13 protein-coding genes are annotated in these 14,141 nt (G+C 43.4%); 6 read left to right on the top strand and 7 right to left on the bottom strand.

What is annotated here, in order from left to right:
• Positions 1-352: 352 nt before the first annotated feature.
• Positions 353-790, bottom strand: a complete 438-nt coding sequence (mioC, locus tag E0Z06_RS15475) for an FMN-binding protein MioC (protein ID WP_132586580.1) — start codon at positions 788-790, stop codon at positions 353-355.
• A 163-nt stretch (positions 791-953) separates the two neighbouring features.
• Here mioC and E0Z06_RS15480 point away from each other — a divergent pair, with 163 nt between their 5' ends.
• The 5 genes from E0Z06_RS15480 (at position 954) to E0Z06_RS15500 (ending at position 6,887) form a co-directional block, all read left to right on the top strand.
• Positions 954-2,756 (top strand): DEAD/DEAH box helicase, encoded by a 1,803-nt coding sequence (locus E0Z06_RS15480; protein WP_207903110.1) that lies wholly within the window; start codon positions 954-956, stop codon positions 2,754-2,756.
• 158 nt (positions 2,757-2,914) lie between these two features.
• Positions 2,915-5,392, top strand: coding sequence for a M1 family aminopeptidase (locus E0Z06_RS15830; protein ID WP_165907413.1), 2,478 nt, complete (start codon positions 2,915-2,917; stop codon positions 5,390-5,392).
• Positions 5,392-5,880 (top strand): DUF6702 family protein, encoded by a 489-nt coding sequence (locus E0Z06_RS15490; protein WP_132586582.1) that lies wholly within the window; start codon positions 5,392-5,394, stop codon positions 5,878-5,880. Before E0Z06_RS15830 ends, E0Z06_RS15490 begins: the two co-directional genes overlap by 1 nt.
• Positions 5,881-5,946: 66 nt before the next feature.
• The gene (trxC, locus tag E0Z06_RS15495; protein ID WP_132586584.1) at positions 5,947-6,369 is read left to right on the top strand and encodes a thioredoxin TrxC; all 423 of its coding nucleotides are present in this window, start codon (positions 5,947-5,949) and stop codon (positions 6,367-6,369) included.
• A gap of 26 nt (positions 6,370-6,395) precedes the next feature.
• Positions 6,396-6,887, top strand: a complete 492-nt coding sequence (locus E0Z06_RS15500; protein ID WP_132586586.1) for a YbhB/YbcL family Raf kinase inhibitor-like protein — start codon at positions 6,396-6,398, stop codon at positions 6,885-6,887.
• A gap of 209 nt (positions 6,888-7,096) precedes the next feature.
• On the opposite strand, the gene E0Z06_RS15505 is transcribed toward E0Z06_RS15500, so the two are convergent.
• Positions 7,097-8,368 (bottom strand): aminotransferase class I/II-fold pyridoxal phosphate-dependent enzyme, encoded by a 1,272-nt coding sequence (locus tag E0Z06_RS15505; protein ID WP_132586588.1) that lies wholly within the window; start codon positions 8,366-8,368, stop codon positions 7,097-7,099.
• Between the two features lie 186 nt (positions 8,369-8,554).
• On the opposite strand from E0Z06_RS15505, the gene E0Z06_RS15510 reads away from it, so the two are divergent.
• Positions 8,555-9,724: a hypothetical protein gene (locus E0Z06_RS15510; RefSeq protein ID WP_132586590.1), complete on the top strand. Its 1,170-nt coding sequence runs from the start codon at positions 8,555-8,557 to the stop codon at positions 9,722-9,724.
• 104 nt (positions 9,725-9,828) lie between these two features.
• Here E0Z06_RS15510 and mnmE read toward each other — a convergent pair whose 3' ends face one another.
• From mnmE to rpmH, 5 genes are all read right to left on the bottom strand, one after another.
• Positions 9,829-11,205 (bottom strand): tRNA uridine-5-carboxymethylaminomethyl(34) synthesis GTPase MnmE, encoded by a 1,377-nt coding sequence (mnmE, locus tag E0Z06_RS15515; protein WP_132586592.1) that lies wholly within the window; start codon positions 11,203-11,205, stop codon positions 9,829-9,831.
• A gap of 113 nt (positions 11,206-11,318) precedes the next feature.
• A complete protein-coding gene (gene yidC / locus E0Z06_RS15520; protein WP_132586594.1) occupies positions 11,319-12,959 on the bottom strand; it encodes a membrane protein insertase YidC in 1,641 nt (546 codons plus the stop codon).
• 3 nt (positions 12,960-12,962) lie between these two features.
• Positions 12,963-13,226, bottom strand: a complete 264-nt coding sequence (gene yidD, locus E0Z06_RS15525; RefSeq protein WP_132586596.1) for a membrane protein insertion efficiency factor YidD — start codon at positions 13,224-13,226, stop codon at positions 12,963-12,965.
• Positions 13,181-13,549: a ribonuclease P protein component gene (gene rnpA, locus E0Z06_RS15530; RefSeq protein ID WP_132586598.1), complete on the bottom strand. Its 369-nt coding sequence runs from the start codon at positions 13,547-13,549 to the stop codon at positions 13,181-13,183. The genes yidD and rnpA overlap by 46 nt, the downstream gene beginning before the upstream one ends.
• Before the next feature lie 18 nt (positions 13,550-13,567).
• A complete protein-coding gene (gene rpmH, locus E0Z06_RS15535; protein ID WP_027670565.1) occupies positions 13,568-13,705 on the bottom strand; it encodes a 50S ribosomal protein L34 in 138 nt (45 codons plus the stop codon).
• Between the last annotated feature and the right edge of the window lie 436 nt (positions 13,706-14,141).

Raw genomic sequence — 14,141 nt, forward strand, 5'->3', positions numbered from 1 at the left:
GATCAAGCTAGGATCTGTTGGCCTTGAACCGGTGGTTAACTTCGCTTGTTATCCACAGGCTAGAAAAAATATATTTTTGTAAAGAGGATAAATACAGGTTAATAACCGGTTTTTCCTATAGTTATACACAAACTTTTTATAATATTTTGAAATTTGTAGATAACTTTTCAGTACTATTTTTAAGCGATAATGCAGTTATCAACACTTTATCATTTGCATATCAAGTTAAAACTTGGAATTGACTGTAGCTTGGCAGGCGTTGGTTTTATTGCTGAGACTAACAAGAGAAGCTAGTGCTATCTCATTCTTCCTGAAGGATGTTTGTGTTTACGGGTGCGTTGCACCCGTTTTTTTATTTTATTTGTGCTATTAGTTGCGGTAACCAAACTAAGGCGATGTCTTCGGGTAATTCTGGTTGTTGGGCATCAATTTCTAAACTGTCTATTAAGCTAGTTGCGCCTTTAAATTCAAGTGATTTGGCTATTTTTCGTCCGGCTTCGCAAAAAGTATCGTAACTCGAGTCACCTAAAGTGATCACGGCGTAAGAAAGTGTGGTAAGATCACTTCGATCTTGTGCTAATTGATCCGCAAAGGGTTGAATATTATCAGGCAGATCTCCTGCGCCATAGGTGGATGTGATCACTAACCAGACATCAGTCCGGTTGAGGTGGTCCAGCTCGGGTTTCAGATGTAGTTTAACGTCATAGCCCGCTTGTACCAGTGTTTCAGCAACTTGTTCTGCCACATATTCCGCTGCGCCCATTTGGCTGCCAACGAGGATGTCTATCATGATATGCCTCTTGTCATAAGAATGTTCGGCTATACTACTGGAATAAAATCGGTCAAAGCTATGTTTTTGACATGATTTAGATGTTTTTACTGCTTTGCAGGCTAAGTAAAAGCAACAATAGCACTACTACTACGCCTGCGTGTTATTGAGGTTTAAACAACGTATGTCTGACACTTTGTCATTTGCCCAGCTAATGCTGCCTGAAGCACTTATTCGTGCTGTTACTGAACTTGGCTATGAATCGCCGTCGCCTATTCAGGCTGCTGCTATCCCTAAACTTTTAGCTGGCGAAGATGTATTAGGTCAAGCGCAAACAGGTACTGGTAAAACCGGTGCTTTTGCTTTACCACTATTAGCTAGGTTAGATCCTGCACAAAACGACCCACAAATTTTAGTGTTAGCGCCAACTCGCGAACTTGCAATTCAGGTAGCTGAAGCATTTCAAGCTTATGCGCGTTACATGCCAGCATTTCATGTTCTGCCGTTATATGGTGGCCAAAGTTATACCAACCAGTTGAAATCACTTAAACGTGGCTCTCAAGTTATTGTTGGTACACCAGGTCGTATTCTTGACCATTTAGAACGTGGCACATTAAAGCTAGATAAGCTGCGTGCTATCGTGTTGGATGAAGCCGATGAAATGTTACGCATGGGCTTTATCGATGATGTGCAAACTATTATGGACGCGACACCAGCGGGCCGTCAGGTTGCAATGTTTTCTGCAACCATGCCCGCGCCGATCCGCGCTATTGCCCAAAAGCATTTAAAAAATGCTGAAGAAATTAAAATAGCATCAAAAACGAGTACCGTTGAACGCATCAAACAAAGCTATGTAATGTTAGATGGCAATCAAAAGCTTGACGCATTAACGCGCTTGTTAGAAGGCGAAGAATACGATGCAAGTATCGTGTTTGTGCGTACTAAAAGCGCTACAGAAGAAATTGCTGAAAAGCTGGGTGCCCGTGGTTATGCCGTAGCCTGTTTAAATGGCGATATGAACCAAGCGCACCGCGAATTAACCATTCGTAAAATGAAAGCAAACCAGTTAGATATTATTGTTGCTACTGATGTTGCAGCACGCGGATTAGACGTTGAACGTATTAGCTTAGTAGTAAACTACGATATTCCTTATGACAGTGAGGCTTATGTGCACCGTATTGGTCGTACAGGCCGTGCCGGTCGTGAAGGTAAAGCAATATTATTTGTGTCGCCTCGCGAACGTCGTTTATTGCGTACTATCGAACATTCAACTAAACAGCCTATTGAGCAAATGTCACTGCCTACAGGTCAGGTTATTGAACAGCGTCGTATTGAATCTTTCCGTGAGCAATTAGCCGAAACGGTTGAAACGCAAAATTTAGCATTCTTCCAAGGTCTTATTAACGACTGGCGTGAAAAAATTGACGCTACCGATGGTGATATTGCCGCAGCATTACTGTATTTAGCGCAAAAAGAACAGCCACTTAATGTTGCTAATTTGTTCCCAGCAATTCGCGAACCCCATGCTCGCGGTGAGCGTGAAGATCGGCCACGTCGTGAACGTAGTGATCGTCCTGAGCGCACCGAACGTGGTGAGCGTAGCGACCGCCCAGATCGCGGCCCACGGGTTAAGCGCGAAATGAAAGGTGATTACCAAACTTACCGTATTGAGGTAGGTAAAGAGCACGGTGTGCGCGCGGGCGATATTGTTGGCGCTATTGCCAACGAAGCAAATATCGACAGCCAGTTTATTGGTAACATTAAATTGTTTGATCATTTCAGTACGGTAGAATTGCCAGCAACAATACCTAATGAAGTTTTTCAGCATCTGAAAAAAGTGTATGTGCGTAAGCAAAAGCTGAATATTTGTGTTGATACAGGTTCGGCTCCAGTAGGTGAACGTCGCTCATCTGCACCAGCTTCTACATCTGGTGCGGGCCCGCGTCCAGGTGCAGCACCACGCGCACCACGTAAGCCAAAAGATTAAGTTGTAATCTAATATTAAGCCCCGTTTTTACGGGGCTTTTTTATTGGCGATGAACTAACTATTGAACGTGTTAAAACCCGCTTGTTTGCCGCTGAAAAGTTACTTATTGTAGAGAGCTTGCCTAAGTTAAGCAGAATAATAATAAGAGAGCCTGCTATATGTCCATATTTCCTCCGCGTACTAACCTATTAGCGCTAATTGGTGTGTTGCTATGCAGCCAGTTAGCCAACGCCGATACCATTCGTCAAACTAAGGGCGACTATGAAGATAAATTTCGTCAGTTAGATGAAGCCCTACCCACGCCTAATGTGTATCGCAATGCCGCGGGTGAGCCAGGGCCACAGTATTGGCAGCAACAGGTTAATTACAAAATAGACGTGCAGTTAGACGAAGCTAAACGCCGCTTAACAGGTAGTCAGCGAATTAATTATCAAAATAACTCACCGCATACACTAAAATATCTATGGCTACATTTAGACCAGAATATATTTAAAAACGATTCTATGGCGGAAATGAGCACCGATTTTGGTGGTATTGGTCGTCGCGGCCCTGCAACGTCGGTTGGTAGTGGTGATATTGCCGCACGGTTAAGTTTAGACGAGCTGCGTCGTCAGCAGTTTATGGCTGACAATGAGTTAGGTTTTAAAATAACAAATGTGAAAAACAGCGCCGGTAAAGCTTTAGCTATGACCATAGTTGGCACACTAATGCGTGTTGATTTAGATAAACCACTTAAAGCTGGCCAAACTGTCGATTTAAGTATGGATTTCGCGTTTAACTTAGTAGAAGAAGATGCGGTATCAGCGCGTTCAGGTTATGAGCATTTTCCTAAAGATGAGCGTGAAGGCGGCAATGATATTTTCTTAGCAGCGCAGTGGTTTCCACGTTTAGTGGCGTACACCGATTACGAAGCTTGGACTAATAAAGAATTTCTTGGTCGTGGCGAGTTTACCTTAGAATTTGGCGATTACGACGTACAGTTAACTGTACCGGCGGACCATATAGTTTCTGCAACTGGCGAGTTGCAAAACAGTAGCAAAGTATTATCAAGCGAGCAGTTAAAGCGCTTGCAGCAGGCAAAAAATGCTAAGCGACCAGTATTCGTTGTTACCGAACAAGAAGCTTTAGAAAACGAAAAAACCGGTACCGATAAAACTAAAACGTGGCATTTTAAAGCCAGTAATGTGCGCGATTTTGCTTGGGCATCATCACGTAAATTTATATGGGATGCTAAGGGCTACGAGCAAGGTGGCAAAGATCAGCCCTTTGTTATGGCTATGTCGTTTTATCCCAAAGAGGGCGGTGAACTATGGCAGAAATACTCTACTGAGTCTGTTATTCATACTCTAGAGGTGTATTCTCGTTTTTCGTTTGATTATCCGTATCCAGTAGCGCAGTCAGTAAATGGCCCGGTTGGTGGTATGGAATACCCCATGATTTCGTTTAACGGCCCACGTACGACTTTGCAAGACGACGGCAGCCGCACTTATTCTCAAGCAGAAAAACGCTTTTTACTTGGCGTTATCTTTCATGAAGTAGGCCATAACTATTTTCCAATGGTGGTGAATTCTGACGAACGTCAGTGGACTTGGATGGATGAAGGCTTAAACAGCTTTTTAGATGGTATTGCTGGCCGCGAATGGGACGCTAATATTCCTTGGGGTGTAGAAGCCCGTGATATCGTTGACTACATGAAGTCTGAGGTACAAGTGCCAATAATGACACAATCTGACAGCGTGTTAAGGCTTGGGCCTAATGGCTATACTAAACCTGCGGTAGCGTTAAATATTTTGCGAGAAGTTATTTTAGGTCGCGAGCTATTTGATTTTGCCTTTAAAGAATATTCATTACGTTGGAAGTTTAAGCGGCCAACACCCTCAGACTTTTTCCGCACGATGGAAGAAGCTAGCGGCGTCGATTTAGATTGGTTTTGGCGTGGCTGGTTTTATAGTACTGATCATGTCGATATCTCATTAGATAAAATCTATCAGTTACGCTTAGATACGAAAAACCCTGATATTGATTTTCAGCGCGAGCGCCAGCAAGAATTAGATAAGCCTGGTTCAGTCTTTGTTGAACGCAATAAAGCAGAAGGCAAAGTGCAGTGGGTTGAGCAGAATAAAGACGTCAGCGATTTTTATGATGCCAATGACCGCTTTACTGTAACCAACAAAGAGCGCAATGCCTATAACAAGTTTATGCATGATCTAGAGCCTTGGGAGCGCGCTGCATTTGAACGTGCGGTTGCAGAAGATAAAAATTACTACGTGCTGCAATTTAGTAATCAAGGTGGCTTAGTAATGCCAATATTACTGCAATTGCATTACACCGACGGCACAAGTGAAGAACAATATATTCCAGCTGAAATTTGGCGTCGTAGCCCTAAAGCGGTTAATAAACTCGTGGTCACGGCCAAAGATAAGGTGCTAAAAGAAGCGATAGTTGATGCACAATGGCTAACCGCAGATGTTGATGTAGAAAATAACTACTATCCACGCCGCATTATTCCATCTCGGGTAGAGGCGTATAAATCTGAGAAAAGTAAAGCCAAGGTTAGTCGCGATATTATGCAAGACAGTAAAACGAAATTAAAAGAACCGGCTAAAAAACTGGAAGATAATAAGGGCGCCAATTAATGCGTTATTTGCTTAGCCTGTTATTAATAGCAGGCTTTGTTAACCCTGCTGCAGCACATGAACTTAAAACAGCTCTTACCAAAGTATTGTTTAACCAGCGTACTGGTAATATTGAGGTAATGCATCGCTTTTATCTGCATGATGCCGAGCACGCGGTAAAAATATTATTTAGTAAAGACGCCGATATATTAAACAGTGAACAAACTCAGGATACCTTTAGCCAATATGTTAGTGAGCATTTTGCTTTGCAGCAGCTAAATGGTGACAATATCAATTTAACCTTACTTGGTGGTCAGTTAGAAGGGCGGTTTTTTTGGGTATATCAAGAAACCGCTATACCTAAAACTATTAACGGATTAAAAGCTGCGCAAAGTGCATTACAAGATATTTGGCCAGCACAGCTTAATACCGTTAATTTTGAAGGTAAGGGCACAGTTAAAACCCTAAGCTTTGACAAAGAAAGCGCTTGGTTGCAGGTTAATTTTTGATACTGGCTTTAAATAGGCTCTGCTAGACGCTATATCAGTATTAGCTAAAATTTATCAGAGGTACTTATGCTTGTTGCCTGCCCCAATTGCGCGGCGTTAAATCGCGTGCCTGAACAACGTCTAGCGCAACAGCCGGTTTGCGGAAAATGTAAATCAGCTTTATTTAACGGTACGCCAATAGAGTTGACTAGCAGCAATTTTGCTGCACATGCTAATAAAGCTGAACTACCATTAGTGGTCGATTTTTGGGCCAGTTGGTGTGGACCATGTCAGAGTTTTGCGCCAGTATTTAATCAGGCGGCACAAGAGCTGGAACCGCATTTTCGTTTTGGTAAGCTAAATACCGAACAACAGCAACAGTTAGCCGCGCAGTTTAATATTCGCTCAATACCCACGTTGATGATCTTTAAACAAGGCAAAATACTGGCCCAACAAGCGGGTGCTTTTCCTAAACAAGCCTTTTACCAATGGCTATCAAACCATAAGTAAGTAGTCACTTACATTAAGAGGGCAGTATGACCAGTACAACATTTCACCTTACCAGCACAGATATTAAAGAAGGCCATTTTATGGCGGTAGCGCAGGAGTTTGACGGTTTCGGTTGCGCCGGAAAAAACATTTCACCTGCATTACATTGGCATAATGCGCCAGCAGGTACAAAAAGTTTCGCTGTTACCGTATTTGATCCAGATGCACCCACTTGCTCGGGTTTTTGGCATTGGTTAGTAACCGATATTCCAGCGTCAGCTTCCGGTTTAGCGCAAGGTGCAGGCAAGGGCAGCTTGCCAACGGGTAGCCGGTGTTTTAACAATGACTATGGCTTTAAAGGCTTTGGTGGTGCTTGCCCGCCAGAAGGCCATGGTATGCATCGTTATCAATTTACGGTGTGGGCCTTACCCGAAGAAACATTGCCGGCAGCAGATGACGCCAGTGCAGCGGTAGTGGGTTTTATGCTCAACGCTATGTCGTTAGCTAAAGCTACGTTAACCGCAACCTATGCTCGTTAATTAATGTATTGGTGTTGAGTTAGTAAATCAGCAAAAGACCTCTTTAGAGCGATATCGAGCATATAAGCGAGAACCGACTTGCTCTAAGCTAACCGTTGAAGGCATGGATGCCTGAAACGAGCCCCCAGGGATGGGTTTACGGCGTGTTAGCGTGAGTAAGCCGGTTCGTTAGCGTAACTACCCTACCAGCGTGCTAGTAAATAGACGTTTTATACTGCCGCCACCAGCGCTTGGCTTAAATCGGCAATAATATCGTCAATATGCTCAATGCCAATCGACAAGCGGACTAAATCAGCAGATACACCCGCGAGTTTTAATTCTTCATCGTTTAATTGCCGATGCGTAGTGCTTGCTGGAATAGCGGCACAACTTTTCGCATCACCAATATTTACTAAGCGCAAAATTAATTTTAACGCGTCATAAAATTTCACTCCGGCGGCTTTGCCGCCTTTTAAACCAAAGCTCAAAATACCTGAAGCCTGACCTTGCAGATATTTTTGCGCTAAAGCATGGTCTTTATGCTCTGGCAACGCCGCATAATTTACCCAACTTATTTGTGGGTGCTGCTGTAAAAAGTGGGCAACTTTTAAGGTGTTTTCACATACACGTTCAATGCGTAACGCCAAGGTTTCTAAACCTTGTAGTAAGTTCCAAGCCGCTTGTGCCGATAACGCAGCGCCCATGTTGCGTAGTGGCACAACGCGTGCTCTTGCGATATAGGCGGCTTCGCCAATATCTTGGCTGTAATTAACACCATGATAAGACACATCAGGCTGGTTAAGTAATGGAAAACGTGCAGCATGCTTGGCCCACGGAAACTTGCCTGAATCAACAATAACGCCACCAATAGTAGTGCCATGGCCGCCAATATATTTAGTGGCTGCATGCACTACAATATCAGCACCATGTTCAATTGGCCGCCATAGAAAGGGTGTAGCCACGGTGTTATCAACAATTAATGGTACGCCATGTTGGTGTGCAACCTCGGCTAACGCGGCAATATCAACAATAGCGCCTGACGGGTTACCAATGCTTTCGCAAAATATCGCTTTGGTTTTATCGTCAATTAATGCCGCTAATGCGGTTAAGTTGTCTTTATCGGCAAAACGTACCGTTATACCTTGGCGTGGTAAGGTATGAGCAAATAAATTGTAGGTACCGCCATATAGCTGATTAACAGAAACAATATTGTCGCCAACTTCAGCTAGGGTTTGAATAGCATAGGTAATGGCAGCCATGCCTGAAGCAACGGCTAAAGCGCCAATACCGCCTTCTAGAGCTGCAATACGTTGCTCTAGTACATGGCAGGTGGGATTCATAATGCGCGAGTAAATATTACCGGTTTGCTTTAAATCGAACAAATCAGCCGCGTGCTGTGCGCTGTCAAAACAAAAAGATGTAGTTTGATGAATAGGTACAGCTGCTGATTGTTGATCATCTGCCTGGTAGCCGTGGTGTAGCGCTATGGTTTCCCGTTTCATAATAAAATCCTGTCTATGCGGTATGTGGTGAGCAATGTAATTAATTCAGTATAAACATCTAGACGTCTAAATGTCAATAAGTGTGCTGTAACATTGCTCTGTGCAAACTACCGAGCAGAACGGTGGTTCTAAATAAACCTGACCTATAGTATAATTCAGTAAAATATTTAATAAAATTAAGTAGATATGATAAATAAGATTGTTCTTTGTTTAGTTGTCTCTGGCTTGTTAATTGGCTGTGGCAGCAGTGAAACAAAAGACGTTGCCGTGTTGGTAGATACGGGGGTATTTAAAGACAGTAATCAAACGGGTGTATTTTATACGCCAAATATTGATGGGTATTCATCAGACTATAACTTTGGTATTAATTCAGAACTTTGCCAGAGTACCTATCGTGATCGCTACTATGAAACCGAGAATGCACTGGTTTTTGGTGATCCAAAGCTAGCAAATGACGATTTTTTTGCCGCTGCCGGTTGGGTCGAATCGTCATTTTCTGTCGCTTTAGCGGCAATGGCGATAACAAAAGCTGAATATTATGCGGCACGTACTAACGTAAGCTTAACCGCGCGGCAAAAATTAAGACAAGGCTTAAGTACTTTAAACCAAGCGGGTCAGCGTTACGGCAGTTTTGTTTACCCAGCGACTTTTGACCAAAATACAGATTATGCAACGGTTTCTGCTTGGCTAACGGCTACAGCACAACAAGCTAGCTTAGACCAAGTGGCGCAAACATTAATAGCCGACCCCTACAGTGGCTACACCTCAGTTGAGCAAATACGTTTACAGAATAAGATTTACGTTTGTATTCATGACAGCGGTTCAGATATAGGTTGGGGCGAGGGGCATTTAGCCGGTATTAATATTGGTGCTTATTCAAAAGGTGTGCCTTATAGCGTTAATCAATTAATTGTTCATGAACTGGTTCACAGTATGCAGTATGCGCTTTCAGCAGGCATTGAAGGCCTCAGTTTGCCGCGCTGGTTTAGTGAAGGACAAGCAGTTTATTTAAGCGGGCAGAACCGCGCCGCCGCGTCACAACATACCGAGTATGATCCCACTAAAGTCATTAATTTTTTCGACGAGTATGGCGACCCTGGGATTGCTTATAAGCATTATGGTTTAGCGTATCAATATGTGCAGGAAGCAAATGGTATAGCTAACATTAAGGCTATGATGAATAAAGTAAAAACGGATAAACAAGTACCCGTATTTCCATCAGTGACACAGCTGGAAAATGCAAACTACATTAAAGCCTTTGATGCGCTGATGGTCGACATAAACAAGAAGCCACTTACAGTAGAGCAATACCGTACTAACTATCACTCTTACCTTAATGACTTCGCTTCGAAGTAACACGGCATAGTTTGGCAAGAAAATACAAAAAGGCAGTTAATTACTACATTAACTGCCTTTTATTTTTGCTTGATAAGCTTGTTAGCACAGGGTGCGACGCAGTGCTATTTACCGATACAAAAACTCGAAAATATTCTGCCTAATAAATCGTCTGAGCTAAATTCACCGGTAATTTCGTTTAAATATTGCTGAGTTAAACGCAACTCTTCAGCCAGTATTTCGCCGGCGATATAACTTTGTAGTTGTTCTTGGCCTATGGCTAAGTGTTCAGCCGCGCGGTCCAGTGCATCTAAATGACGACGGCGGGCTAAAAAGCTGCCTTCCGTGCTGGCGTCAAAACCAATGCATTGCTTTAAATGCTCGCGTAATGCGTCTATACCGGCACCGGTTTTTGCCGATAACCGGTATACCGGAACGGTGCTGTTATTCTCTGTGCTTAAGCTTGGCGTCATTGACTCGCCGGTTAAATCGGCTTTATTTCTAATTACGGTAACGCCTAAGTTGGCGGGTAATCGGTCAATAAAGTCGGGCCAAATATCATGCGGATCAGTAGCGTCGGTGGTAGTGCTATCAACCATAAATAATACCCGGTCGGCTTGGGTTATTTCTTGCCAAGCGCGTTCAATGCCAATTTGTTCTACCGCGTCTGTTGCTTCTCGTAAACCTGCAGTGTCAATGATATGCAGCGGCATACCATCGATATGAATATGTTCGCGCAGTACATCGCGGGTGGTGCCAGCAATGTCGGTGACAATGGCGGCTTCACGCCCGGCTAAAGCGTTTAATAAGCTAGATTTACCGGCGTTTGGTCGACCGGCGATAACTACTTTCATGCCTTCGCGCAAGATACTGCCTTGGGCTGCTTGTTTTTTTACGGTAGCTAAGTAATCGATAATGTCGGCAAGATCAGAGGCAACTTTGCCATCAGATAAAAAATCTATTTCTTCATCTGGGAAGTCGATAGCGGCTTCTACGTACATTCGTAGGTAAATAACCTTTTCTACTAGTTCATGAATACGCTTTGAAAACTCGCCTTGTAACGATTGCATCGCGCAGCGTGCTGCTTGTTCACTGCTGGCATCGATTAAATCGGCAATGGCTTCTGCTTGGGCTAAGTCGAGTTTATCGTTTAAAAACGCGCGTTCAGAAAATTCACCCGGCCGAGCAATGCGTACATTGGGCAGTGCTAGCACTTGTTTTAATAGCATATCAAGTAGTACCGGCCCGCCATGGCCTTGTAGCTCTAATACATCTTCACCAGTAAATGAATTTGGCCCTGGGAAGAACAAGGCGATGCCCTGGTCGAGTATCTGTTGTGTTGCATCATAAAACGGCAGATAGTCGGCGTAGCGCGGTTTGGGCAGCTTACGCAGTATGGCTTCGGCTACCGCTTTAGTGTCAGGGCCAGAAATACGAATAATACCTACACCGGCGCGGCCCGGCGCGGTGGCTAAAGCTGCGATGGTGTCGGTTGTAAACATGCGTTGCCTCTTAATAGAAAAAGCCTGTCGCGATAGGCAAACAGGCTTGTTGTTCAACGGCAAGGCAATCATCATTTTTCTGCTACATGATGACACCTAACCGCGTTAGCTGATTAAGCTTTTTTAGTGTGTAAGCCTTTCTTTTCCATACCTCGGTAGATGTATAACATCTGAGCTAAAGAAATTAAGTTACTCACAAACCAGTACAGTACTAAGCCACTTGGGAACCATAAGAAGAATACTGAGAATGCCACTGGCATAAACATCATAATCTTCTGTTGCATAGGATCTGTTACTTGCATTGGCGTTAAGCGCTGCATTAAGAACATGCTGATACCAAACAGTATCGGCAATACGTAATACGGGTCTTGTGCCGATAAGTCGTTAATCCATAGCATAAATGGTGCATGACGCAACTCTACGCTTTCAACGAATACCCAATATAACGCTAAGAAAATAGGCATTTGCACAATCATTGGCAAGCAGCCACCCATAGGGTTAACTTTTTCTTTGCGATAAAGCTCCATCATCGCTGGGCCCATCTTTTGCCGGTCGTCTTTGTAGCGCGCTTGCAGCTCTTCAATTTTTGGCTTCAAATTACGCATTTTCGCCATAGACTCGTATTGCACCTTGGTTAGAGGGTACATACCGCCTTTAACAATTAGCGTAATACAAATGATGGCCAGGCCCCAGTTCACGACAAAGCCTTGAATGGTGGTCAGTAACCAAAATAATGGTTGAGAAATAAACCACAAAAAGCCGTAATCGACAGTTAAGTCTAGGCCGTTAGCAATGGTTGCTAATTTGTCTTGATCTTTAGGGCCAGCATAAAAGGTGCTGGTTAAGGTGATTTCACTACCCGGCTGAATATTTACCGCAGGGCCTTTGGCACCGATAACCGCTTTGCCGTTAAATATTTTCGAGTATAACTGGTTTTCAGCTGCTGTTTCTGGCACCCATGCGGCAACAAAATAATGTTCCAACATGGCAACCCAACCACCTTGTGTGGCTTCTAGCAGGTTTTTATCCTTAACATCGTCAAAAGAGTATTTGGTATAACGCTCTGATGAAGTGCCATAAGCGGTACCACGATAGATCGGCATCATCATGCTGCTTTTTGCGCCGCTTTCTATCGTTTGTACTAAATGTTGATAAGGCTGTACGGTTTTTACTTCCGCACTTTGGTTTGTAATTAAATAATCTACCCGGACATCATAATGGCCTGCGGTAAAAGTGAAGCGTTTTTCAATATGCAAACCGTTATAGTCAAAGGTGAGTGGCACGATTAACTGTTCAGCGCCATCGGCTAAATGATAACTGCTTTTTACTGAATTATAAACTGGGCGAGCATTGCGGCCATCATCAGGCCCATCGCGACCAATTAAACCGCTTTGTGCGACGTATTCAAAATCGTCTTTGCGGCGCATTAGCGGGTATGCATCACCTTGGCCTTTATTTAATTCAAAAGCAGGCAACTCTAAAGCTACGATGTCACCACCACGGCTATCAATATTAAGCTGTAGTACGTCGGTGTTAACGCTAATCGTTTTTGCCGTTGCTACTACTGCCGCGGTTTCTGATTGTTCGGTATCAGCAGTGGTTAACTGTAAATCGGCAGCGCTGCTACCGGTGTTCTGGCTACTTTCTGTTACTGCTGTGACAGGCTTGGGTGCAGTGTCAATATTCCACTGCTGCCAGAGTAAAAAACTGACCAGTGCCAGACCAATAACTAATATACTACGTTGTGATTCCATGGCTTAGCTTTTCTCATTGTGCTTTTCAGGAACAGGATCATCACCGCCAGCATGTAAGGGGTGACATTTTAATATGCGTTTCGTAGCTAACCAACCGCCCTTTAGTACGCCAAAGCGTTCTATTGCTGTTATAGCATAGTGTGAGCAGGTCGGATGAAATCGGCAGCTTGGCCCAAATAGAGGGCTAATCAGTTTCTGGTAACCGCGTAGCAGCAGCAAAGCTAGGCTAATAGCGAAGCGGTGTACTGACGAGCGATTTTGCGCCATAACTTTTCCAGTTGCTTCTGTAACTCATCATTAGCAGTATTGCTAATATCACCTTTCACCATCAGTACTAAATCGACACCAGGCAATTCATGTTGATGCAAACGAAAGCTGTTACGCACGCAGCGCTTTATGCGGTTGCGTTGCACGGCTAATTTAACACGTTTCTTCGCGATAGTAAGGCCTAATCGAGCATGAGGTAAATTATTGGTTTTAGCTAAGATGGTAAACAGGGGAGAAGAAACCCGAAAAGGGAGTTGGAAGACGTTATCAAACTGACTGGGAGTTAACAGTCGTAACTCCCTGCCGAATTTCAAGCTGACCACGCAGCGCTTAACAGCTAATTAAGCTGATAAACGCTGACGGCCTTTAGCACGACGACGTGCTAATACTGCACGACCGTTTTTAGTAGCCATACGTGCACGGAAACCGTGGTTGCGCTTGCGTTTTAATACGCTTGGTTGAAAAGTTCTTTTACTCATAGTTTCACCCGTTTGGTCGAAATATTTACTAAAGGTCTCTGTGTTTTAGTAAAGGTACCAAAACGCAGCTAACAAAAATGAGCGCGAATTCTAAGTAGTTTAGGGGTCAAAGTCAATCTGATCCTACGTTTTATTCGCTACTGATCTTTACTGATCCTAGTTTAGCTAAAGTTTTCCACAGGTTGGCTATTTGCCGATGAATAAAGTGTGGGTTAATTTAGATTTTGCTTAAATTTAACGCTGAAAAAGTAGCGCTAATTAGAAAATGAATGATATTAATTTAGTGTTTAAATTCAATTGTTTATATTGTTTTTCTTTGGCAAAGTCTTAATTTTAAAAAGTCAATATTGATGTTGTGGATAAGATAGTACCATAATGTCTGCTTCGTTAACTTACGCCAGCCTTTTTAATCATAATAACTAAGGCTTCAGGAGAT

It is taken from the genome of Rheinheimera sp. D18, from assembly GCF_004345025.1.
Lineage (GTDB): Bacteria > Pseudomonadota > Gammaproteobacteria > Enterobacterales > Alteromonadaceae > Alishewanella > Alishewanella metallidurans.